At 62.9% G+C, this 22,703-nt stretch carries 18 protein-coding genes and 2 CRISPR repeat arrays; of the genes, 16 read left to right on the forward strand and 2 right to left on the reverse strand.

What is annotated here, in order from left to right:
* Positions 1-1,253: 1,253 nt before the first annotated feature.
* The 8 genes from cas3 to cas2 all read left to right on the forward strand — a co-directional run bounded on the left by cas3 (position 1,254) and on the right by cas2 (position 12,246).
* Positions 1,254-3,491: a CRISPR-associated helicase Cas3' gene (cas3, locus tag H0264_RS18445; protein WP_181585105.1), complete on the forward strand. Its 2,238-nt coding sequence runs from the start codon at positions 1,254-1,256 to the stop codon at positions 3,489-3,491.
* Between the two features lie 36 nt (positions 3,492-3,527).
* Positions 3,528-4,792 (forward strand): IS3 family transposase gene (locus H0264_RS18450; protein WP_420831994.1). Its coding sequence is split into 2 segments (ribosomal slippage): positions 3,528-3,810 and positions 3,810-4,792, totalling 1,266 coding nucleotides; the frame shifts between segments, so codons are not numbered across the junction.
* A 334-nt stretch (positions 4,793-5,126) separates the two neighbouring features.
* Positions 5,127-6,246: a CRISPR direct-repeat array (repeat unit 37 nt; unit sequence GCGGCGCCGGACCTCCGGGTCCGGCGAGAATCTCAAC).
* A 565-nt stretch (positions 6,247-6,811) separates the two neighbouring features.
* Positions 6,812-7,444, forward strand: a complete 633-nt coding sequence (cas5c, locus tag H0264_RS18455; RefSeq protein ID WP_220140007.1) for a type I-C CRISPR-associated protein Cas5c — start codon at positions 6,812-6,814, stop codon at positions 7,442-7,444.
* The gene (locus tag H0264_RS18460) at positions 7,445-9,316 is read left to right on the forward strand and encodes a type I-C CRISPR-associated protein Cas8c/Csd1 (RefSeq protein WP_181585107.1); all 1,872 of its coding nucleotides are present in this window, start codon (positions 7,445-7,447) and stop codon (positions 9,314-9,316) included.
* Positions 9,317-9,349: 33 nt separating this feature from the next.
* Positions 9,350-10,306 (forward strand): type I-C CRISPR-associated protein Cas7/Csd2, encoded by a 957-nt coding sequence (gene cas7c / locus H0264_RS18465; protein WP_181585108.1) that lies wholly within the window; start codon positions 9,350-9,352, stop codon positions 10,304-10,306.
* 39 nt (positions 10,307-10,345) lie between these two features.
* The gene (gene cas4, locus H0264_RS18470) at positions 10,346-10,942 is read left to right on the forward strand and encodes a CRISPR-associated protein Cas4 (RefSeq protein WP_220140008.1); all 597 of its coding nucleotides are present in this window, start codon (positions 10,346-10,348) and stop codon (positions 10,940-10,942) included.
* The gene (gene cas1c / locus H0264_RS18475; protein ID WP_181585110.1) at positions 10,939-11,955 is read left to right on the forward strand and encodes a type I-C CRISPR-associated endonuclease Cas1c; all 1,017 of its coding nucleotides are present in this window, start codon (positions 10,939-10,941) and stop codon (positions 11,953-11,955) included. Before cas4 ends, cas1c begins: the two co-directional genes overlap by 4 nt.
* Complete coding sequence (cas2, locus tag H0264_RS18480; RefSeq protein WP_181585111.1) at positions 11,956-12,246, forward strand: CRISPR-associated endonuclease Cas2; 291 nt, start codon at positions 11,956-11,958, stop codon at positions 12,244-12,246.
* Between the two features lie 137 nt (positions 12,247-12,383).
* Positions 12,384-14,230: direct repeats of the CRISPR family, unit length 37 nt; unit sequence GCGGCGCCGGACCTCCGGGTCCGGCGAGAATCTCAAC.
* A 745-nt stretch (positions 14,231-14,975) separates the two neighbouring features.
* Here cas2 and H0264_RS18485 read toward each other — a convergent pair.
* Positions 14,976-15,659, reverse strand: a complete 684-nt coding sequence (locus H0264_RS18485; RefSeq protein WP_181585112.1) for a hypothetical protein — start codon at positions 15,657-15,659, stop codon at positions 14,976-14,978.
* Between the two features lie 280 nt (positions 15,660-15,939).
* On the opposite strand from H0264_RS18485, the gene H0264_RS18490 reads away from it, so the two are divergent.
* From H0264_RS18490 to H0264_RS18505, 4 genes are all read left to right on the forward strand, one after another.
* Entirely contained in the window at positions 15,940-17,082 is a 1,143-nt protein-coding gene (locus H0264_RS18490) for a competence protein CoiA family protein (protein ID WP_181585113.1), read from the forward strand.
* 34 nt (positions 17,083-17,116) lie between these two features.
* On the forward strand, positions 17,117-17,299 hold the full coding sequence (locus tag H0264_RS18495) for a hypothetical protein (RefSeq protein WP_181585114.1): 183 nt from the start codon (positions 17,117-17,119) through the stop codon (positions 17,297-17,299).
* A 63-nt stretch (positions 17,300-17,362) separates the two neighbouring features.
* Positions 17,363-18,475, forward strand: coding sequence for an AcrVA2 family anti-CRISPR protein (locus H0264_RS18500; protein WP_181585115.1), 1,113 nt, complete (start codon positions 17,363-17,365; stop codon positions 18,473-18,475).
* Between the two features lie 356 nt (positions 18,476-18,831).
* A complete protein-coding gene (locus H0264_RS18505) occupies positions 18,832-20,130 on the forward strand; it encodes an NsdA family TPR-like regulatory protein (protein WP_181585116.1) in 1,299 nt (432 codons plus the stop codon).
* Here the strand turns inward: H0264_RS18505 and H0264_RS18510 are convergent.
* The gene (locus H0264_RS18510; RefSeq protein ID WP_181585117.1) at positions 20,123-20,725 is read right to left on the reverse strand and encodes a 2'-5' RNA ligase family protein; all 603 of its coding nucleotides are present in this window, start codon (positions 20,723-20,725) and stop codon (positions 20,123-20,125) included. The two genes, H0264_RS18505 and H0264_RS18510, sit on opposite strands and share 8 nt — an antisense overlap.
* Positions 20,726-21,008: 283 nt before the next feature.
* On the opposite strand from H0264_RS18510, the gene H0264_RS18515 reads away from it, so the two are divergent.
* From H0264_RS18515 to H0264_RS18530, 4 genes are all read left to right on the forward strand, one after another.
* Positions 21,009-21,218: a helix-turn-helix domain-containing protein gene (locus H0264_RS18515; RefSeq protein WP_244976223.1), complete on the forward strand. Its 210-nt coding sequence runs from the start codon at positions 21,009-21,011 to the stop codon at positions 21,216-21,218.
* A 235-nt stretch (positions 21,219-21,453) separates the two neighbouring features.
* A complete protein-coding gene (locus H0264_RS18520; RefSeq protein ID WP_220140009.1) occupies positions 21,454-21,672 on the forward strand; it encodes a hypothetical protein in 219 nt (72 codons plus the stop codon).
* A complete protein-coding gene (locus H0264_RS18525) occupies positions 21,669-22,016 on the forward strand; it encodes a hypothetical protein (protein ID WP_181585119.1) in 348 nt (115 codons plus the stop codon). Before H0264_RS18520 ends, H0264_RS18525 begins: the two co-directional genes overlap by 4 nt.
* A complete protein-coding gene (locus H0264_RS18530) occupies positions 22,013-22,702 on the forward strand; it encodes a hypothetical protein (protein ID WP_181585120.1) in 690 nt (229 codons plus the stop codon). Before H0264_RS18525 ends, H0264_RS18530 begins: the two co-directional genes overlap by 4 nt.
* Position 22,703: the final 1 nt, after the last annotated feature.

Raw genomic sequence — 22,703 nt, forward strand, 5'->3', positions numbered from 1 at the left:
TGAGAACGATTCAGTTGGCCGATCAGAGAGTTGACGGTGGTGTGCCAGTTGTAGAGGCGGTCGTCGAGGCTGCGCACGGCCGGAAGTGAGTCCCACTTCCGAAGGGATTGCCGAACGGCTTTGAGTGCGGCCGAGGTCAGGGAGCGAAGCAGGCGGGGCAGATCGGCCCGGTCAAGCTACAGGGAAAGCTCAGTGGCCCCAGATTGGCCCCAAATCTCCGAGCGGTGGACTAACATGTAAACCCCTTCCGACCGAGGTCGGAAGGGGTTTACTATCTGTCGGGCTGACAGGATTTGAACCTGCGACCACTTGACCCCCAGATTCGCACCTGCGCCATTCGCGCACGTCACACCCGTTGAGCATGTTGCCTACGACCCCAACGACCAAGCGACGTGTGCTGTTGCGCGGGCTGTGCGGCCACCGTTTGGCCACCACGATCTTGTTGAGAAGACCCAGCGTAGACCGTGAGCGCCTTGTCGACTCCGAACCAACCGAGACCACTCGCGCGTTATCAATCCGGGTGGGGGCTGCGGCAGGGCGAGCTCCGGATTGCACCACGGTCGACCGTGCGGTGCCCCCTGCCGCCGGTCGACTGCCGCTGGACGAACAGCGCCGATGGCTGGAAAAGATCGACAGACCCGGTCGCCGCCTGCATCTCGATCCGCACTATGTATTTCTTTGGACAGAACAGCATCGGTAGAAGTTCGGAACCTCTAGTGCTGTTGCAAAATCAGGTAGGTTCCGAAGTAGCGGCCTGCGAAGGTACGGCTGGACCGACTACCAACAGCGGCATCGGACTGGTGTGTTCCCGCAAGTTCGCAGGTCATCCAGGGGCGGCGCCGGACCTCCGCGTCCGGCGAGAATCTCAACGGCCCTTGATCCTCGGCGGGAGCGCCGGTGGTAAAGGCGGCGCCGGACCTCCGCGTCCGGCGAGAATCTCAACGATCAGCCGTTGCAGCACCCGTTCGCGCACGGTGGCGGCGCCGGACCTCCGGGTCCGGCGAGAATCCCAACCTGTTTCGGAACACACGCGGCCGCGCCATCGGCACGAGGCGGCGCCGGACGTCCGGGTTTGTCGGCGAGAATCTCAGCGCCGCGCGGAAGCCGAGTTTGTGGGCGGAAATGCAGGATCGGCGCCGGACCTCCGGGTACGGCCAGAGTCTCAACTTTGGTGTGGCCATGCTGAAACATGTTGGGGTGTGAGGTTATTCGGAGTTGGGTTGATTGTCAGAGGGTAAGGCTACGTTGGACGGGTGGTTCTTTGGGCGCACAGTGCACGTCAGTCGGTCAACGCGAATGGTGTTCTATCGCTGGGGCCTCGACATGAACTGAGTGATCATTGCCGGTCGACTGCGGAGTGGGCGGCGCGCTTTGCCTCCGTCTTCGGTGCTGGGGAGCTCGCCTATGTACTAGGGCTGTTCCACGATGCAGGGAAGGCAGCGTGCGCCTGGCAGCAGCGTCTTCTTGAGGTCGAGGGGACCGACGACCGAGTCGGGATCGGACATAAGGAGCTCGGTGCGCGTCGGGTCTTTCCGGTCGCAGGGTTGGCGTCGATGGCGATCCTGGGTCACCACGGTGGGCTCACGAGCGTCGCCGATCTAGCCCAGCTTTTGACGTCTCAGGAGGACCGAACGGAGGCTGACTCGATCAGCCGGTTCCTGTCGGCGATACCGGAAGCGACCGTCGCTCCGCACGGTCCGGAACTGTTTCCGAAGCGGTTTCGATTCGGTGCGGACAACCTCACGATGGAGATGCGATTGCGGATGGTGTTTTCGGCGCTGGTTGATGCCGATCATCTCGATACTGCCGCCCATCGCCGCGGCTGGCGCGGTCCTCGGGTTGCCGCGCCGGTCGACATGGCGATCTTGGCGGAGCGTTTCGAGCGGAGGCGTGCGGCACGGATCGCCGGGCATGATGACAGCGGGATCGGGTTCCTCCGCTCGCAGGTGTACAAGGCCGCAGTCGATGCATCGAGTTGGGAGCCAGGGCTTTTCCGGCTGGCTGCGCCGACTGGGCTAGGAAAGACCTACGCGCAAGGAGCGTTCGCGCTGCACCACGCGGCGCGCTGGGGCAAGCGGCGCGTCGTGGTGGCTGTCCCGTTCATTACGATCACCGAACAGAACGCTGGCGTGTATCGGCAGATGCTCGATGACGTCGATCAGTGCATGGTGCTCGAGCATCATTCCAACGTTCGGTTCGACGAAGGTGAAGACGGATCGAAGCAGACCAGTGCGCAGCGGTGGGCTCGGCTGGCTGCCGACAACTGGGATGCCCCTTTCGTCGTGACGACCACGGTTCAACTGTTCGAGTCACTGTTCGGTAGGAAGCCCTCGCAGATCCGCAAGTTGCATCGACTCGCCGGTGCGGTCGTGGTTCTCGATGAGGTTCAGGCGCTGCCGAACCGGCTGCTCCTGCCAATCTTGAGCGGACTTCGGACCCTGACAGAACAATTCGGTACCACGGTCCTGCTGACGTCGGCGACCCAGCCACAGTTCCAAGCGTTGTCGGTGTGGAAGGCCGGTGAGAGTAGCGACGGCGTACAGATCAGGGAGGTCATCGACGACCCTCAACCATTGTTCGAGCAGGCTCGTCGCGTCCGATACCAGTGGCGATTCGACCCCCAGCCAACCTGGGACGAGATCGCTGACGAGCTCATCCAACAACGCCAGGCCATGGTGATCGTCAACTCGGTCCGTGACGCACGGAACCTGTATCGACTGATGTCACAGGAGCGCGACCACGTCTGGCATCTGTCCACACGAATGTGTCCCCAGCACCGCCGCGCAGTCCTGAAGGTTGTGACCGACCGACTCAGGGAAGGACTGCCCACCCTGGTGGTCGCGACACAACTGGTGGAGGCCGGAGTGGACCTGTCGTTTCCGGTGGTATGGCGGGCCCTGGCACCGGCCGATTCCATTCAACAGGCGGGTGGGCGCGCCAATCGCAGCGGTGAATTCGCTTCCGGTGGAACAGTTGTCGTGTTCGATCCGGCAGACGGACGTCGGCCGGCGGACTACGAACTCGCCTGCGCGCTGACCGTCAAGTACTTCGGTCCCGGCGGTGCCGAGCTCGACGACCAAGGGGCATTGGGGCGTTACTACCGGGAGCTCTACAGCGATCTTCAACTCGACCATTGTCCGTTGGATCGTTCAAAAGCCCCTGCCGGGCAGGTGATTCAGCAGCACCGTGAGAAGCTGGACTACCTCGCGGTGAGCGAAGGCCCCCTCCTCGATCCCGGACGTTCCGCGAAACGCGATGCCAAACTGGCCTTTCGGATGATCCCCGACGACTCAGCGCCAGTGGTTGTCGTGGATCACGAGGAAGCCGAACATGTGGAATCGCTGTTGGCCGAGTTGGTGGCAGGCACGATCAAGGCCGGAGCAGCACTTCGGCAGTTGCAGCCGTGGATCGTTCAGCTGCGCAACACAATTGCGAGCAAGCCGGAAGTAGCGGCGTTGATGGATGACGTAGTCGGTGAATCGCCCCGGTGAGTCCAGGGACTTCGTCATCTGTGAAGGATGGAAGTCGTGTCGTCGAGGAAGAAGTACCCGGTCGAGCTGCGTGAGCGAGCGATCCGGATGTTCGTGGAGATCCAGGATCAACACGAGTCGGAGTGGGCCGCGATGAAAGCGGTCGCCGATCTGCTCGGCGTGGGGACCCCGGAAACGGTCCGCAAGTGGGTGCGTCAGGGCCAGATCGACGGTGGAACCCGTCCCGGGGTGAGCACCGATGAGTCCGCGGAGTTGAAGCGGTTGCGGCGTGAGAACGCAGAACTCAAGCGCGCCAACGGAATTCTGAAAGCCGCGTCGGTTTTCTTCGCGGCCGAACTGGACCGGCCCCAACGCTGACCGTCAGGTTCATCAGCGAACATCAAGGCCGTCGCGAACACGGCGGCCTGCGATGGGGTGTCGAGTCGATCTGCGCCGCGCTCACCGAGCTCGGCGTCAAGATCGCCCCATCGACCTACTACGAACATCGCAACCGGACCCCGACCCAGCGCGAACAGCGTGACCAGGAATTGAATGTGCAGATCACGCGCGTGCACAACGAGAACTACCGGGTCTACGGGGCCCGGAAAGTGTGGCTGCAGCTCAACCGCGAGGGCATCGGCGTCGCCCGTTGCCGGGTGGAACGGCTGATGCGTGGTCTCGGATTACGAGGTGCGGTGCGCGGCAAGGTCAAACGGACCACGATCGCGGACCCGGCCGCGCCGCGGTCGGCGGATCTGGTGCGACGCAAGTTCTCTCCTGCGGCACCGAATCGGTTGTGGGTAGCCGATTTCACCTACGTCTCGACGTGGTCGGGATGGGTATATGTCGCGTTCGTCGTGGACGCCTACGCCCGTCGGATCATCGGCTGGCGCACCTCCACGTCGATGACGACCGGGTTGGTGCTCGACGCGATCGAGCATGCCATCTGGACTCGGAACCGCGATGGATGGGATGTGAAAGATGTTGTCCACCACAATGATAGGGGATCTCAATATACCTCGATCGCGTTCACCGAACGCCTCGCCGAGGCCGGGATCCAACCCTCTGTAGGGGCGGTCGGCTCCTCTTATGACAACGCACTCGCCGAGACGATCAACGGTCTCTACAAGACCGAACTGATCAAACCTCGAGGCCCGTGGCGCACGGTCGATCACGTCGAGTTGGCCACCGCCGAATGGGTCGACTGGTTCAATCACCGTCGCCTCTACCGCAATTGCGGTGACATGCCACCTGCCGAACTGGAAGCCGCCTACTACGCTCAACAACCAGCCCAGCAACTCGCTGAGCTGTCACACCAATAAGTCTCCGGACACACCGGGACGATTCACGGGGATCTTCGTCGCTGGAAAGGGCTCTACGACTGGGATCCGACGACTTGCCGTGGTGTCGGCCTCGATGAAGGCCAGATGGAAACCATCTTCTAACCCGTTGAAGAACCGCGTGCTCGGCTGGAATCGAGTCGCGTGATACGGGGGACCGCAGTTAGATTGTCATCGGGTCGGTAGGTTCGGAACCTGTAGTGCTGCAACAAACCCAGAAAGGTTCCGAAGTAGCGATCTGGGGAAATGCGACAGGGCTGAGCCTCCAACGGTGTTCCTGAGCCCGTGTGGGCGCACTTATCGCAGGTCATCCAGGGCGGCGCCGGACCTCCGGGTCCGGCGAGAATCTCAACGACACGGGGAGTTCTCCAGCTCGTAGAGCAGCGACGCGGCGCCGGACCTCCGGGTCCGGCGAGAATCTCAACCGATTCTCCCCCGATCAGCGGGCGGTGGTGCGGCGCGGCGCCGGACCTCCGGGTCCGGCGAGAATCTCAACTCTTTCCATGTGCCCGAATACATCCCGGGCCCAAAGCGGCGCCGGACCTCCGGGTCCGGCGAGAATCTCAACACCTGGGAAGAAACCACCAAGGGTCACATCCGGGTGGCGGCGCCGGACCTCCGGGTCCGGCGAGAATCTCAACCTTGCCGCGTGCGTCCATTTCCAGGGTTCGGCCCTGCGGCGCCGGACCTCCGGGTCCGGCGAGAATCTCAACGATCCGATGAGCGGACTTCGCGACGGCTGCCCGTTGCGGCGCCGGACCTCCGGGTCCGGCGAGAATCTCAACACTGACGCGCACGGCTATTGCTGGCCGGGCCTGGAGCGGCGCCGGACCTCCGGGTCCGGCGAGAATCTCAACTTCCCGATCGAGGCCAAAAACCTCGTCACCGCACTGGCGGCGCCGGACCTCCGGGTCCGGCGAGAATCTCAACCGGCACCTGCTTGACCTACCAGGCCGGCCCGAAGAGCGGCGCCGGACCTCCGGGTCCGGCGAGAATCTCAACGGTTGGAGCATCAGCAAGGTTGGACGACTCGAACGGCGGCGCCGGACCTCCGGGTCCGGCGAGAATCTCAACTCGCTGGTGACCTGTGCGATGCGGGCGCGTCGTTGCGGCGCCGGACCTCCGGGTCCGGCGAGAATCTCAACCGGTACGACCGCTTGCGTGAGGTCACGTTCTGGACGCGGCGCCGGACCTCCGGGTCCGGCGAGAATCTCAACATCACCTGGTCGAGCAGCTTGATACCGTCCCACCGCAGCGGCGCCGGACCTCCGGGTCCGGCGAGAATCTCAACGGCTACAACCCCGCCGCCCGGAAATGGCGTGTGATGCGGCGCCGGACCTCCGGGTCCGGCGAGTATCTCAATAGATGGGATGTGATGTGATGAGCGAGGAACCAAGCATCGGCGTCGGGCCTCCGGGTTCGGCGAGAATCTCAACACATGGTTAGACCTTCCGAAGGTTGCACGTGCCGAGGCTCATTTGGTGGATTCCCTTGGCATCCACCAAATGAGCCCGAATCGCTTTCATAGGGCCGCGGATAGATCGGGTCCTTGAGACCTCAAATTCATACCATCCAGCTGGTATTTCTGATCGAAAGCGTCTGCTGGGAAACGCTTTTGCCTCCTTTCGGGTTCCGGTCAGGCTAAAGTCCAGTGGCTGGAAGTTCCAATCATGTGAAGGGGATCGAATGGGGGGAAGTCGCAACCAAAGATGCTGGCGGTGAGGATGCTGCCAGGGAAACGCATAAGGCTTCAGCGGGGCAGGTCAAACGGTTCGCGTGGCTGACAGCGGAGCAGGTCTTCGTCAAGGCACTGGTTGCAGGTTGTTTTTGGGTGGTAGAGAAGATTCTGAGTCGTTGATCGGAGCACTCGCCAGGTGCGCCGGGTATGTCTGTTTGGCACATCTCCAAACCTGTCGGTGCTGTAGTGCATGATTCGCAGGGTGAGTGCAGGGGATCTTGAATGTGCCTAGTTAGCAATCATTTTCGTTGGAAGGGGGCTGTGTGCCCGTCGTAGTTCAGGTTCGTGGGCCTGGCGCGTTGTTCACGCGACCAGGGTTAACCGCGGAACGGATGACCTATTCGGTGATGACGCCGACAGCTGCTACCGGTGTGCTCACCGCTATTTTCTGGAAACCGGAGATTCGGTACCGAATTCAGCGTATCGAGGTGCTCAACCCGGTGAAGACATTCACGTTGCGGCGCAACGAGACTACCGACCTTCCCTCTCTCGGGGACGCGGTGTCGCGTGGCCGGACCGTGGACACGGCCGCGAATCGGGTGCAGCGGAATGCGTTGTGTCTCAAGGATGTCGAGTATCGAATCCATGCGCACATCGAGGTGCAGGCTGGGGCTGGCAAGAACGAGGCGGCGTACCGGGATCAGTTGCGGCGCAGGGTAGAGAGGGGCAGCTGCTTCAGCCAGCCGTATCTCGGGACGCGTGAGTTTCCGGCGGAGTTCGGTGTCGCCGATGATCGGAAGCCGATTGCCTTGTCGGGAGATTTGGGAGTGATGCTGCACAGCATCGACTACTCCACGACTCCCCGGCAGTCCCGATGGTTCCGGGCGAAACTCCGAGACGGTGTCATGGAGGTCCCCCGCGACGGTATCGGCGACGACGCGTTACCGGAGGCGTGAATGCTGCTGGAGCGCTTGGTGTCCTACGCGCGGGAGCATCGTGGAACCGTGCCAGCGTTTCATCGTGACCGCGAGTTCCGTTGGAAGTTGGATGTTTCCGCGACGGCTCGGGGTATCGACTCGGTACCGACATTGGTGCCGCTGAAGGATCCGGACAAACCGCGCAGGGGAATCGTTCACACGACTCCTTCATCGACCCGCACCGTCGGGGTCTCGCCGAACTTAGCTGCCGACGACGCCCAGTACGTTTTTGGGTGGATCGACGACAACACCGACCAGGCCCGAGCGCAACAGTGCCACGAGGCATTCGTGCAGTTGATCCACGAATGGGCCGAATCGGTGCCGACCGAGATCGATCCGGTTCCCCACACGTTGTCCGCGCTGTTCCGATCGGGGCTGTTGGCGAGTCTCGAACAACCGGAAGAGTTACGAGCCAAGGACGGCGTGCTCATCACCGTGAACGGGGTCCCCGCCTACCGCAGTGTCTCCGCAGCCGACTACTGGCGCACCCATGTCGGTACGAAGAAGGGGACCGGACGTACCGGTGCCTGCATGATCTGTCAACAGGTCCGGCCGTTGGCCAATACCATTCCCGGAAAGGTACCTGCCCCTCTGGTGCCGGGCGCTAGCAATGACGCGGCACTGGTCAGTATCAACGAGCGCGTGTTCGGCTACGACCTGGAAGCCCAGCTCACCCATACACCGATCTGTATGGGCTGCGCCGATGACTTGATGGTCGGGCTGACCACGGTGCTGTCCTCGAGTAGCAGCCTCACACTCTCCGGACAGGACACCCGGCTGGCATGGTGGGTCTCCGGCAGCGACGAATCCGATTGGATGGATCTGCTGCTCGAACCCGACCCTGACCAGGTCAATCAGCTGTTCCTCGACGTGCACCGAGGCAGGGAGCGCACCAGCCGGCTGACCGGTCGATTCTGTTGGATGGCGGTGGGCGGCAACATCTCCCGGATCATGGTCAGGCAATGGGTTGATATCGCTCTCACCTGTGCCGATGACAGCGCTGTCAGTCACGACGAGAACGTGCTGGCCTGGTTTCGCGACCACAAGAACACTCCGCGGCGCACCGCGCCTATCCGGCGCTCGGATGGCACGGAGATCCCTGCGGGACAGTGGATTCACAGCCCCGGACGGTTTGCCGCCTGTTTGGGGCGATGGGATGGGGCCACCAAGCAGTATCGCCCCTTTGGTGCCAAGAACGCCGACCGCCCGGAACAGGCTCTGCTGCAACTGCTTCGGGTCGCAGTCCTCAACGAACCGGTACCCGTCGCGATTCAAACCCATCTGATCCACCGCATCCGCAACGACGGCCGGGTCGATGACTGTCGCGCCTCTCTGATCCGTCTCGCCCTCACCCGTAGCCCCGCCCGACCGAAGGACACCTCCATACCGATGGCCCTCGATGAAACCTGCACCGACCCCGCCTATCTCGCCGGACGCCTCTTTGCTGTCCTTGAACAAACTCAGCGCGCCGCTCACCGTGCGCCTAGAGCAAGGTCCGCCGACTCCGGCTCTTTGAACTCTGGGGACGATGGTCAGCCGGAGAACTCGAACCGTTCCCCGGTAAACAGCACCTACGGGGACCGCTATTTCCGCCGCGCGATCGAGACGCCGCAACCTGTTGTGCTGCAAGGGATCAAGCAGTCACAAGCCTGGCTGACCAAGATCCGCCGCCGAGACGGGGAGGCGCGTTCCCAGTGGTACTCCAACCGAATTCGCGCGATCGTGGATCCGATGACACCGTCGGCGTGGATTCCCCTGCGGAACAACCTGTGGCAGCAGGGCCAGTTCGTCCTCGGCTATAACCACCAACTCGCCCACCGGACCATGGGCGAGAACGCCGAAACGGTTTAACCACAGCGCTATTCACCCTTGGAAGGATTCATTATGTCCACGACCCTTGCTGCTCATCTCAACCCCGACGTTCGCCATGACATGGTCTTCTACTTCGATGTCACCGACGGCAATCCCAACGGTGACCCCGACGCCGGCAACCAACCAAGAACCGACCTCGAAACCGGACACGGACTGGTGACCGACGTATGCCTGAAACGCAAAATCCGCGACACCTTTCCCCTGATCGCCGCAGGGAACTCCCGCTACGGCATCTTCGTTGAGGCCGGGCACGCCCTCAACACTCGCCTCAAGGAATCCTTGACCGCGAACGGATTCGATGCCGCGCCCGCAAAAGAAGCCAAGGACGGTACCGGCAAGGCCAAATCCGGCAAGACCAAAGCGAAGCTGACCCCCGAACAGGTCGCCACGGCACGAGCGTGGCTGTGCGACCGATACGCCGACATCCGGTTGTTCGGCGCAGTGCTGTCCACCGGCGAGACAAACGCGCTCGGCAGTATCCGTGGCCCCTTGCAGTTCGGGATGGCACGGTCGATCGACCCGATCATTCCCACCGAGCACGCCATCACCCGCGTCACCCAGACCCGCCAGGAAGACATCGACCAGGGCGAGTCCACCGAGATGGGCTCGAAATGGACAGTGCCCTACGGTCTCTACCGCGTGGAGGTCACCTACTCGGCGGCGCGCGCCGCCCAAACAGGGGTCGATTCGAAAGATCTCGAACTGCTCTACCAGATTCTGGAGATGATGTTCGATCACGACAGTGCGGCGACCCGCGGTCGTATGACTGCTCGCGGCCTGCATGTGTTCAGCCACGACAACGCCTTCGGCAATGCGCCCGCCGCTACCCTGCTCGAACGGGTCCGCGTCGATGCTGGTGTCCGTCCGGTAGGCCACCCGGGTCCGCGTCGATTCACCGACTACACCGTCGATGTCGCCGATACCGAAGTCCTCCCGACAGGGGTCATCTATACCCGTGTGTTCGGCTGATCAATGGATGACCCGGCTTCCGGCGACGCACGGTGGAGCGTGCCGATCTCGGCTATCGAGCACTACGCCTACTGCCCAAGACAGGCGGTATTGATCTGGCAGGAGGCGTATTTCGAGTCCAACGCCGATACTGTCCGAGGCGATATAGCCCATGCGGCGGTCGATCGTGGCGGTACGCTCACCGGGCGTCGCGGAGCACGGGTGTGGCGGTCCCTGCCCGTTTACAGCAATATTCTGGCCATCCACGGCGTCTGCGACACCGTCGAGTGGACCGATGCCGGGCCGATACCGGTCGAACACAAATCCGGCCGATACGCACCCGGTGGCCCCGCCGACCTCCAAGTGGCAGCTCAAGTGCTCTGCCTGCGTGAGATGCTCGAGCAACCAGTTCCCCACGGACTGGTATTCGCCGGGAAGAGTCGCCGCCGGTACGAAGTTCAGGTGAACGAGGCGCTCGTCGCCTCGACGACCGAGACCATCGAGGCACTCCGGCACCAGATGATGGTGCCGATCCCACCCCCTCCGGTCAACGATCACCGGTGCAAGCGATGTTCACTCCGCCCCGGTTGCATGCCGGAAATCTCATCGAGTGGAGAGATCGACCTCTTCACCCCTCGCCGACCCAGAGACCTATGACTGAACTGCTGAAAACCCTGTTCGTCACCACCCCCGGCACCAGTTTGCATTTGGACGGTGACGCCCTGCGCGTGTACCACCCTGACAAGCCAGGGCGTCATCTCCTGCCACTCATCCGCCTGCACGACATCGTCGTCTTCAACGGTGTGACGGTGAGTAACGACCTGATGCATCGCTGCGCTGCCGACGGTCGCAGCCTGACCTGGCTGACCCGCAACGGCAAGTTCCTCGCTCGTGTCGCCGGGCCGGTCCCAGGCAACCCGCACCTGCGCATCCAACAGCTACACGCCCACATCGACACGGGCCACCAACTGCGCCTGGCACAAGCCATGGTCGCCGGCAAGCTGCACAACTACCGACAACTCCTACTGCGAACCGCACGAGACGCTACCGGCCGGCGTCAGGTCAGCCTGCGTGAAGTCGCGGAAAGCCATTCCGCCGCATTGCAATCGCTCCGCACCGCAACATCGCTCGACGAAGTCCGAGGTATCGAAGGCCGCGCTGCACGGGACTATTTCCAAAGCCTCCCCGACCTGGCCCCTGGTGCCTCGGTCGGACGCAATCGGCGACCACCCACCGATCCGATCAACTGCCTGCTGTCGTTCGGATACGGCCTTCTGCGCTCAGCGGTCCACGGCGCGCTCGAACAGGTCGGTCTCGACCCTTACATCGGATATCTCCACGGCATCCGCCCGGCCAAACCTGCTCTCGCACTGGATCTTATGGAAGAATTTCGGCCACTGCTTGTGGACCGACTAGTTCTCACCCTGTTCAACCGCGGCCAAATCAAGAACACCCACACCGAAACGTTCCCCGGTGGTCAGGTGCAGCTGACCACCGACGGACGCAAACTGTTCCTCGAACAATGGTCGATCGCACGCGAGAAGCCCTGGCCACATGTCCATCTCGATCGAGAAGTCCCAGCAGCCCTACTCCCGTTGGCCCAGGCGCGGTTACTGGCTCGGCACCTTCGCGACAGAACCGATACCTACGTACCGTGGACGGTGTCCTAAATGGAGCTACTCATCACCTACGACGTAGAAACCACGACACCTCAAGGCGCGCAGCGTCTTCGGCGTGTGGCCAAGATCTGCGAAGGCTACGGTCATCGAGTCCAGAAATCGGTCTTCGAAGTCACCTGCACACCTGTCACTCGACTCCGGCTCGAAGCAGATCTGGTCAACACCATTGATCCCGCTCGTGACAGCATCCGCATATACCATCTCGACCGCGGGACCTTCGATACCGCAAGACATCTCGGCGCAGCCATAGACCCACCCCACAGCGCACCACTGATCCTGTGACCACAGGACCTCGGAACCCCAAGTGCGACCCAAAATCCGGGCAGGTTCCGAACCGGCGGCCAGGACAAACGCCTACAGAATGCTCTTAAGCTGCTTGCATTTCGCCCCTACTAAGCGAAAAGGGCAGGTCATCCAGGGCGGCGCCGGACCTCCGGGTCCGGCGAGAATCTCAACTTCGCGAACCCGGTCCGATCGTTCACTTCGGACTGGCGGCGCCGGACCTCCGGGTCCGGCGAGAATCTCAACACCTCGCTGGCGATGCTGGGGTTGATGGGCGGCTGCGGCGCCGGACCTCCGGGTCCGGCGAGAATCTCAACCCCTGGCACATCACCGAAGAAGGCCCGACGCTGGCCGCGGCGCCGGACCTCCGGGTCCGGCGAGAATCTCAACTACGTGATCGCCCGCGAGGACCATTCCGGCCCCGAGCGGCGCCGGACCTCCGGGTCCGGCGAGAATCTCAACGACCTGCAGCAGCCTGAACAAGCCAGGCCCAGCTTCGCGGCGCCGGACCTCCGGGTCCGGCGAGAATCTCAACTGCAGGGATTGGATGGCGGACAGGCCGAGCTCGGCACCGCGGCGCCGGACCTCCGGGTCCGGCGAGAATCTCAACCATTCGGGCGCGGTGCTACGGTCCCAGGACAAAGCGGCGCCGGACCTCCGGGTCCGGCGAGAATCTCAACTATTTCATCAAACGCGGCGGTGTGATCAGCGGCGAGCGGCGCCGGACCTCCGGGTCCGGCGAGAATCTCAACAACGATCGCCGCCGGTAATCAGCACTGGGACAGCAGCGGCGCCGGACCTCCGGGTCCGGCGAGTATCTCAACACCTTCCCGAGTGGCGCAACGCCGCCGGCCGTCTGGCGGCGCCGGACCTCCGGGTCCGGCGAGAATCTCAACGGCGTCAGCGGAGGCTGGAACGTCACGCCACGGCAGCGGGCGGCGCCGGACCTCCGGGTCCGGCGAGAATCTCAACGAGCGAGTCGTATTCCAGCGCTTCGGCAGGCCCGGCCGCGGCGCCGGACCTCCGGGTCCGGCGAGAATCTCAACTCCGTGGGGCGGCTGCCGTCCCTGGTGCCTTCGAGCGGCGCCGGACCTCCGGGTCCGGCGAGAATCTCAACTACGCAAGGCAGAGCCCCCCGAGAAAAGAGATTGAGCGGCGCCGGACCTCCGGGTCCGGCGAGAATCTCAACGTTCTGGGTGCCGAGCAGGATCGCGGCCTCGGCGGGCGGCGCCGGACCTCCGGGTCCGGCGAGAATCTCAACTTCGCCGTGTTCAGCGCGTTCTGCGCACTGAGGTAGGTGCGGCGCCGGACCTCCGGGTCCGGCGAGAATCTCAACTGCCAGCTCCTTTCCACCAGAGGGCCGGTTTATTGCGGCGCCGGACCTCCGGGTCCGGCGAGAATCTCAACGTCGGGACTGGCGTCGCTAGCGCGGCCGAGACCGGGAGCGGCGCCGGACCTCCGGGTCCGGCGAGAATCTCAACCACAACAAGAAGGCCAGCGTCCAGGTGAGCAGGCGCGGCGCCGGACCTCCGGGTCCGGCGAGAATCTCAACCGGCACTGCAGCGTCAATAAGGGCCACACCGAAAAGTGGCGCCGGACCTCCGGGTCCGGCGAGAATCTCAACATCGGCAGCGGGGTCGGGTTGCTGGCGATGACCGTGCGCGGCGCCGGACCTCCGGGTCCGGCGAGAATCTCAACCCGGGCGATGGACTGCACGGGCAGCGGTGGCGTCGCGGCGCCGGACCTCCAGGGCCGGCGAGAATCTCAACAAACTCCACAGCAGCACCTCGTCCGGAACCCACTGCGGCGCCGGACCTCCGAGTCCGGCGAGAATCTCAACGAACTCGGGTTGCCTGAGTGGAAGTCAGGTATGTGCGGCGCCGGGCCTCCGGGTCCGGCGAGAATCTCAACGTAGGCATACCGCGGGTCGTCGTCGGCGGGGATCGGGCGGCGCCGGACCTCCGGGTCCGGCGAGAATCTCAACATGCTGAGCCAGCCACCATTTCGGCCGACGCTGTAGGCGGCGCCGGGCTCCGGGTCCGGCGAGAATCTCAGCTGGACCGTGTCGCTGTGTTGCTGGCCCCAGGATGCTGTGCTGCGCGAACCTCGGTGCTGTTCCGCTGTGGTGCAGCAGTTTTCGATTCAGAACGAATGCGGAATGAATGCACATTGGATGCACAATGAATGCACACAACTTCTGCGATTAAAGTGCGATGAAAAATCGCTTCTACCAGTGGGTTTGGTGGTGGTCCGTCTCTCGCTCGACCCCCACTCTCTCCCGCTTCGCTGAAGAGAGTGGGGGTCGAGCGAGAGACAAACCACCACCAAACAAGTAAGCAGAAGATCAAGAAGGGAAAGAAGGTAGTGGGGGAGAAGGGTAACCACAAGGAGGGGGACCACAAGGGGAGGACCACAACGGGAGGGCTTGGCATGGCACGGTGCGGTGGGGGCCGAGTTGCGTTGGGAGTCGGAACCACAAGGGGGAGGGTTGCGTACGCGATGTCACGTCGAACACGGGGAGCAGTTCAACCCAGGACCACAACGAAGGGGTCGCCTCTTACGCGGGGACCGCAGCGTCGCCTCTTACGCGGGGACCGCAGCGTCGCCTCTTACGCGGGGACCGCAGCGTCGCCTCTTACGCGGGGACCGCAGCGTCGCCTCTTACGCGGGGACCGCAGCGTCGCCTCTTACGCGGGGAGATTTTCCGGTGACCACAACGAGGGAATTCGTTAGGGGCGGAAGGGTTCCTGGCAGACGCCGCAGAGGATTGGTCCGGCGGCGATGATCTTTTTGTGTGCCCGGATCCGTCGGGGTGGTTGGCACTGGCAGGTCAGGGGCTGGCCGTTGCGATCAGGTTCGCCGACGGCGGTGTCGTCGGTGTCGTCGTCCTCGGTCTCGTCGGCCGCGGTGGCGGCGTCGGTGTCGTCGGTGGTGTGTTCGGGTCGGCGGTGGGCGACGATCGCGCGGTCGAGGATCGTGATTTCGCGCTGGTATTCGGTCGAGGTGGTGTCGGGCAGGGTGGTCAGCGACCATCCGGCGTGAGGGTGGCGGGCGGTGGTGAGGCCGATTTCCTCGGCGAGTTGTTTGAACTTCTTGTTGTGATAGCGGCCGTTGTCGCTGGCGGCGTTGATATCTCGGGTGAGCGCGATGCCGTGGACGGCTTCGTGGAGCAGGGTGGCGAGTACGTCGCGGGCGCCGCCGGCGAGTCCTTCGGCGCCGATGAACAGCTCCGGCAGCCACTGGCCGCGGTGCTCCCAGCGGTCGGGCCCGAAGTGTCCGCGCCGCACGCTGCGCCCGCGGCCGGTCGAGCCCGACGCGATGGACACGACTGCTTCGGGGACGTCGGGGTGGCGGGCGCGGATGCTGTCCCACACCTGGTCGATTGCTGTGGCCAAGGGGCCGCCGATGGGCATCTGAGCCTCCGGAGGGAAGGGGATTCTCCGCATAAGAGGGGACCGGGAAACCGGTCGCGGGAGATGCTTCCATTCTATCGCGAACTAACCGCTTAAGCGGGTGAAAAGTATTGCAGCAAAGCAACATTCAGGGGTTTCGCAGTGTTGCTACATCGGTTGCTTGCTGATGAAAGTGCAAGTGCAACAGTCAATTACGCCGATTTCGGAACATTCGCGAGTTTGTCGGTGGTCGCGTTTACCGTTGTGCAGGTCAGTATTTCGCGAGTGTCGGGGTCGGGGCATGAACGAATCCAGCACTGCTGGGCAGTGTTTCGCGTCGGAGATGACGGCGGCGCTCGGTCGCTATGACGAGTTCATCGACATTGCGGTCGAGGAGACCTTCCGCACCTGGCACAACACCTCGGGCCTGCGGTGTCTTGTGTGCCGGCATCCGGTCGTGGTCTACCGCTCGCGGGGCAAGAACCCCTACGTCCGCCACAGCAAGGGCCACGGTGTCACCGTGAGCGCCAAGGACCGCAGGTCCGCCGGCGAGACCTTCCAGCATCTGCGGTTCAAGTACTGGGTCCGCGACGAACTCCGCGCCCGCGGTGTCGCTGCTGAGATCGAGGTGTGGCAGGACGGGCGCCGCCCGGACGTGTTCGGCACACGCGAGGGCCGCGGCTACGCCGTCGAAATCCAATGGTCGCCACTGACTGTCGAGGAAGCCCGTACGCGTACCGAGCACCACCGAGCGGCCGGCGCCGAGGTGCTGTGGCTGACCCGTTCGTGCAACTGGGTCGAGCAACTTCCTGCGCTCGGGATCAAGTCCTTCACGCCGACTGCGGGCGGGCACTACTTCGCCCACACCGGATTCCTGCACCGCAGCCGCCGCGCCACGCTGCGCGTCGAGCCGATCGCCGTGCGCGAGTTCCTCGACGCCTGGATCGGCGGCGACCTCGCGTGGGGACACCGAGAGACCATGAAAGCAGGGTGGGCCACCGTGACCGACTGGACCGAATACACCGCCGAGCAGGCCAAGGACCTCACCCAGATGCGCCGCAAGGTCGAGGCCGCCGACACCCGCGCCGCCCAACAGGCCGAGGCGATCTGCAAGCAGAACAAGCGAATCGACGAACTCACCGCTGACATTGCCCGGCACCGGCGCGACCTCGCGTCCTGCGCCGCCGAACGCGACACAGCCACCGCCGATCTCGCGGCCGCCAACGCCGATCTGGCCGAAGCCAACCAGATCATCGCCGGACTTGACGCCACCCTGCAGGAGACGCGGAAGAACCTCGACACCGCCCAAGTGGACGCCGCTGATCAGGAACAGAGATACCGCAGCGCCGCAAAGGGGCTCACGTCTCGGACCCGCTGGATCCAGGTCATGTTGCTGGTCGCGTTCGTCTTCGCCCTGGCGGCCATCGCGGGATGGACCCAATGACCACAGCACGCCAACACCCCACAACCGAGGAGAGATGATGCGCCGCAACCGCTACCCAGGCACCTGCGCCGACTGCAAACAACCCATCGGGGTGAAGCAGGGATACCTGTTCGGCAGCAGTAATGCCGTCGTGTGTGAGGACTGCGTCTACGACTTCTACGGCCTGGAGCACAAGTACTTCGTTCGCATCGAGAACCCGGACACCGGCACCTCGTAACCCCGATGCGTCGTCCACCGGATCCGCAGGCGGCGTTCCGAATTCACCGACAGGAGGTCCACCATGGCGAAGGGCCGCAAGAACAAGAACGCGGCACCGCGACTGCAGACGGCCGCACAGGCCGTCGCGGTCGCCGAGGCGTACGAAATGGACACGCTGGAAATGCTCGCCCATCTCAACGGCAGTCCCGACCTCTCGAAAATCCTCGCCCAGATCGCACCCTGGTTGCAGGACGGCCGATTCACCGGTCGCGACAAGCAGAGGCTTATCCGCTCCCTCGGCCCCAACGGGCACACAGTCGTCAACACGCTGCAGGAAGTACTGCTGGACGCGGACCGGATCTTCCTTTGGCTGCAGCATCGCGTGGTGTATCGCGTGTATCCGGAGCTGGCAGAAAGCCTGCTTGGTACCGATACAGGAACGTCGATCCCGTGTGAGGTTCTGCGCCGGATTCCGCATCCGGACCCGTTCATCGCTTTTCCGACACCGATCCCCGGTCCGCCGCCGTTAATCGACCGGCCACTGGCGAAGCCGCCGGTCTACGTCGGAATGTTGGTGACCGGACTGACCAATGAACTCACCCTCTGCTCGACCGCCGACCCCCGCCTGCACATGCTGACGGTGGCCCTGGTCGGCCGCGTGTCATTCGTCGGGGCCGGCGAACCGCGCTACCCGTCCTTCGGCATCGAAATCCCCTGCATGGCACAGCGGTTCACCATCGACGAGATGATCGAAGCTCACCTCGCGATCAGGAGCTCGGCCGGCGACGCCACCGAACTTGAGCTCAGTGCCTACCGACTCGCAGTGAGCCTACTGTTGTACATATGCAGCGACCGCCGCGATATGAGTGGCGGCGCCGAAGTGCTCGGACGACGCACGAAGCATCACACGCCACAGGCCCCCAGCACCGTCGTCGATGTCGGATTCGACATCGGGCCCAAGCTCTTCGCTGCACGTACGCACGCATCCGAGGGCTCCACGGGATCCGGCAAACGGGTCCGGCCGCATATCCGGCGCGCGCACTGGCACACCTACTGGACCGGTCCGCGTGACCAATCCACCCCCGAGGTGCGCTGGTTACACCCCATCCTGGTCCATCCCTCCGAACGTGACGCCTCACGGTCGATCGTCATCGAAGACGGGCAGGACGTACAGATGGACGAGGGTCAGGATTGACATCACCCTCGTGAGACACCGCACCTTGGCTCGGGTCTGAGATTCCATGTGCAGAGCGACTTGCGCTCATGGATGTCTCCGGAAGTCCACGGATGTGCCACCTGTCCAACGAGATTGGGCACGTATTGGGCACGCGAGCACTTTACTGGTGAATCCGCACTGGTCAGAGTGTGCCCTCGGCAGGATTCGAACCTGCAGTGCATCACCATTGCCTCGTCGGTTCCCGAGCATCGATCCTATCGAGATTTTGTCCCCTATGGGACGCTGAAACTCACGAAAAACGGTGCGTAAGTGGACATTTGGGCACGTATACTGGCATGAAGAACCATTCGTGGTGGGGATCGAGGTGTCCGTCGATGACGCAAGTCGTACAGCCGAACCGGAAGCTGATCGCGGTCATGAAAGAGGCTGGCGTCCAGAACCATGGGCTCGCGGACAGGATGCAGGCGGCCAGCCGGATCGACGGAGGCAAGGCGGTGAAGACTTCGAACACAAATATCGCGAAGTACAAGGACGGCAGGACCGCGCAGCCCACTGTGCGCGTGTGTGAGGTCATGCTGAAAGTGCTGGGGGAGTTGGTCAAGCGGGACCTAACTCCTTCGGATATTGGGTTCCCGGATGTAAAAGTTGATGTGAAGTCGAATTTGGCAGTAGTCGAGTCGTTTGAAGACCCCCTGTTGATTGCTGAGCGACTACAGCGTATCGGTGAAATCGATGTAGACGACAGCGTTTTGGATATCGTGGAATTCGCGGTTGATGACATCATTGATCGCTACGAAGTGGAAGGCCCTGCAAGGCTTTCTCCAGCAGTCATTTCCATTCGTCGGCGGGTTGATGAATTGACTCGGCAAAGGCGGCATCCGAAACAGCTTCAGCATTTATATGAGCTGGCGGCGAAGTTATCTGGAATGTTGAGTTACATGGCGGTGAATCGGGGTCGGTTCCCTCTGGCGAGGGCCTATGCCAAGGAAGCATTCTATGTATCTGATCTTATTGACGACTCCCAGCTGAAGGCATGGATTAAGGGAACCGAGAGTTTTTGTGCCTACTACATGGGCAAGTATGCAATGGCGGCGGCCTTGGCTGAGGAGGGGATCCGGTACGCGCCAAACAGCCCGCAGGCAATTCGCTTATTATCCAATGGGCTGGCGCGAGCGCTAGGCAAAATGGGCGATCTCAAGGGGGTTCACGTCGCTATCGACCGAGCGGGCGCACTTGCGGAAGCCTTGGCGGTGCCTGATGGATTGACGCCGGCATTGACTTTCGATCCGTATGGTCACGCAAGACTGGCGGCGAACGCGGCGACAGCCTACCTCGCGGCGGGGGACCTTGAGCGGACATTGCAGTTTGGTCATCAGGTCGAGTCGCTTGTGGATGAATCAGACTCGGTATGGAGTCGATCATTGGTTCGTTTAGACATTGCCACAGCGTTGGTCAAGTTGGCTAGTCCAGACATCGAGCAAGCTGCCCACCTGGGCGCTGAGGCGCTCACGTTCTCCGAGGAACGGCCCATTCGATCCGTGTGGCAACGTGCTCATGAATTCGGTGCCGCGACCGAATCTTTCGATTCTTCCGAGGCTCGGGAATATCACGCTGTACTTCGTGCCTGGGCGGAACGTGCTCGGGACTTCTCGGCATCTGCGAAGGCTAGCTAGGATCAAAGTCTAACGTGGCTACGTCGTTCCATCGATAAGCCTTCGATTCTCGTCGAAGGCGAACTAGTTTGATGCTGCTGACCTCAATGGTTACGGGTGTGATATCCCGCGTTTGGAGAACCTTTTCGATTATCGAATCTGCGGACTGTTGGCAGTTACTGTAGCCAACGCCCAAATGTGGCCGGAAATTATCTGTATCAGTGAGCATGAGTTCGGGAAGCGCTTGCAATGTGGATTCTCTGACGATCTGATGCAACTTGAATAGCTCAGTCCAAGGGGAGACAGTAAACCGGACGGCTCCCTGTGAGCCTGACAGAGGACCAACGGTTATCCTGAAGGTGCTCACTTCGCTAATTCTCTTTTTTGCACAGTCGACGATGGCCTGGATGCTGGCCTCTGTAATATCCGCCGAACTTGCAATCCGTAGTACCGTGATATGGAGACCGTTCAGTGGGACTAAGTCTATACCCGCGACCTTGAGTTGAGCCTGGCAATTCGCCGCCATTTCAACCAGTTCGGGATCTTCGAAGGTCAGATACCAGAAGTACTTCTCATGGCCGGCGGGCCATTCATTGCGGCCCCAGTGGTTAACCATCTGCTCGATGTTTCGAAATGCGTTCCAATCGTTTTCGCGGATGGCCCGGTGATCTGACAGGGACCTCGGAAGCGATGCTGGGAACGCCCCTGATCTGGCATCTCTGATCATCCGTAGTGGCTCCTGTCCGTTCGGCACAACCCCAGCCTACTTGTGTCCCCGGAGTCAGATGTGCCGGTCGATGTGCCGTGTTCTGAGCACTCCTTCGCGAGTTTCCTGATGTGGCAAGGCATTTCAGGCCATGTCAGACCACGGAGGCACTTTCATGACACAGAGACGCAGTATGGACACACGCGTCCCGACGGGTCAGCTGATGAGCCTGCGCGACGCCGCTGCGCTCGCCCAGGTAGATATCAAGACCGTTCGCCGCTGGATCAATGGCGGGCATCTCAACGGTTACCGAATGGGGCCGCGGCTGCTGCGGGTGGAGCGGAGCGAGCTGCTCGCCATCGCAAAGCCCATCCCCACGGCATCTTCCGGTGGTGCGTCATGATGCGAGCACTGCTGATCGCTTTCGCGCTGATCCTGCTGGGCGCCCTGGTTCCTGGGCTTGCATCCACGTTGTTCGTCCTCATGATTTTGCTAGGCATCGGGTGGGTGGGCGCGAGGCACATGAAGGCGTCCTGTGCGCGGTGGCTGCAGGGCGGCCGGCGATGAAACCCCTGGACTTTTGCCGCCATTACACCGGGTTGTCAGCGTTGTCGGGTCGCGAGTACGACCCCGCTAACATGATCGCCCCGGATGCCTATGTCGCGTCGCTGCGGTGGCGGCTGGTGTTCGCTGCGGTGGCGGTGGTGTTCGGTGCCGGCGTCGTGGTCGGGGTGATGCTCGCCCAGGACGGAATCCGTGAGGTTTCACCGAATGTGTGTCGCGCGGATGAGGTTTCGCGCATCGACTGCGTGCGGGTGAGCTCGGCTGTGCCCACCTCCCTCGGGGTGTGGCGATGAACTGGACTGCCTTGTTCGGGCCGAAAGCCGTTTTGGAAGCCGAGAACGATCGACTGCGCCGCACGCTCGCCGAGCGGGACGCCCGCATCAGTGAGCTGTCGGCGGCGTTGGACGATGCCCTGGATCGCGAGCAGTTGCATTCGCTGTCGGCGCCCCACGAGCGGCTGACCCCGGCCGCGGTGCTGGATCGATTCGGCCACCACCGCGCCGAGCACCTCCCACAGCCGGGAGCGTCGTCGGAGCGAGGAACCGCGACGCAGGCGAGTGCCCGGCCCTGGATGACTCTGTTGGAGTCCACCGTCGCGGGTGTTCCGGTCGCACAAGATCGGAGGCGGTCGCGGTGAGCGCCTACGGGACTGCGGCCGTGCCGCAGCAGGATTCGGTGATCACCGCCGAGGCGGCGCGGGAGCTGACCGACACCATCCGCGCCCGGGCGGGGCAACTGTGGGAGTTGATCGAGCAGGCGTACCTCACCCGTGCTTGGGTCGCGCTGGACTACGACAGCTGGGACGCCTACTGTGCGGCCGAGTTCGACGGCGCCCGCCTGCGCATCCCCCGCGAGGAACGCTCGGAAATCGTTGCCTCCCTTCGCGAAATCGGAATGAGCACCCGTGCAATTGCTGCCGCGACAGGTCTCGGACAGGGGACCGTGCACCGCGAAATCGAGGGTCTGCGTACAGCTGTTCCAAATGGAACACCTGACTCGGTGGTCGGTTTGGACGGCAAGGGCTACCTGCCCGAACCGGTTGAGCGCGAACCGTTCCCCATCGATCAGGACGATGACCGCGACGCGGGGCGAGGTCCGGCCCCGCGTCGGCGTCGTCCGATCACCGAGTCGTTCGATACCGCCCGCTCGGAGTTGGTGACCAAGACCAACACCCTGGTCCGGCTGATCGACGATGACCGGTTCGACCGGTACGCCGCGCAGATCTCGCACGGGAACCTCGGCGATCTGCAGCGCGCCCGCGACGCCCTGGAACAGGTCATCGACCGTCTCTCCGAATCTTTCGACCATCCCGAGGAGGGATAAC

This window comes from Nocardia huaxiensis (assembly GCF_013744875.1).
GTDB classification, from domain to species: Bacteria; Actinomycetota; Actinomycetes; order Mycobacteriales; family Mycobacteriaceae; genus Nocardia; species Nocardia huaxiensis.

Coding starts and splice junctions, on each gene's coding strand:
- H0264_RS18525 (WP_181585119.1), top strand. CDS start 21,669: ATGAACTGGACTGCCTTGTTCGGGCCGAAAGCCGTTTTGGAAGCCGAG.
- H0264_RS18490 (WP_181585113.1), top strand. CDS start 15,940: ATGAACGAATCCAGCACTGCTGGGCAGTGTTTCGCGTCGGAGATGACG.
- cas2 (WP_181585111.1), top strand. CDS start 11,956: ATGGAGCTACTCATCACCTACGACGTAGAAACCACGACACCTCAAGGC.
- H0264_RS18510 (WP_181585117.1), bottom strand. CDS start 20,725: ATGGTTAACCACTGGGGCCGCAATGAATGGCCCGCCGGCCATGAGAAG.
- cas1c (WP_181585110.1), top strand. CDS start 10,939: ATGACTGAACTGCTGAAAACCCTGTTCGTCACCACCCCCGGCACCAGT.
- H0264_RS18520 (WP_220140009.1), top strand. CDS start 21,454: ATGATCGCCCCGGATGCCTATGTCGCGTCGCTGCGGTGGCGGCTGGTG.
- H0264_RS18505 (WP_181585116.1), top strand. CDS start 18,832: ATGACGCAAGTCGTACAGCCGAACCGGAAGCTGATCGCGGTCATGAAA.
- H0264_RS18460 (WP_181585107.1), top strand. CDS start 7,445: ATGCTGCTGGAGCGCTTGGTGTCCTACGCGCGGGAGCATCGTGGAACC.
- H0264_RS18485 (WP_181585112.1), bottom strand. CDS start 15,659: ATGCCCATCGGCGGCCCCTTGGCCACAGCAATCGACCAGGTGTGGGAC.
- H0264_RS18515 (WP_244976223.1), top strand. CDS start 21,009: ATGGACACACGCGTCCCGACGGGTCAGCTGATGAGCCTGCGCGACGCC.
- cas7c (WP_181585108.1), top strand. CDS start 9,350: ATGTCCACGACCCTTGCTGCTCATCTCAACCCCGACGTTCGCCATGAC.
- H0264_RS18500 (WP_181585115.1), top strand. CDS start 17,363: ATGGCGAAGGGCCGCAAGAACAAGAACGCGGCACCGCGACTGCAGACG.
- H0264_RS18495 (WP_181585114.1), top strand. CDS start 17,117: ATGATGCGCCGCAACCGCTACCCAGGCACCTGCGCCGACTGCAAACAA.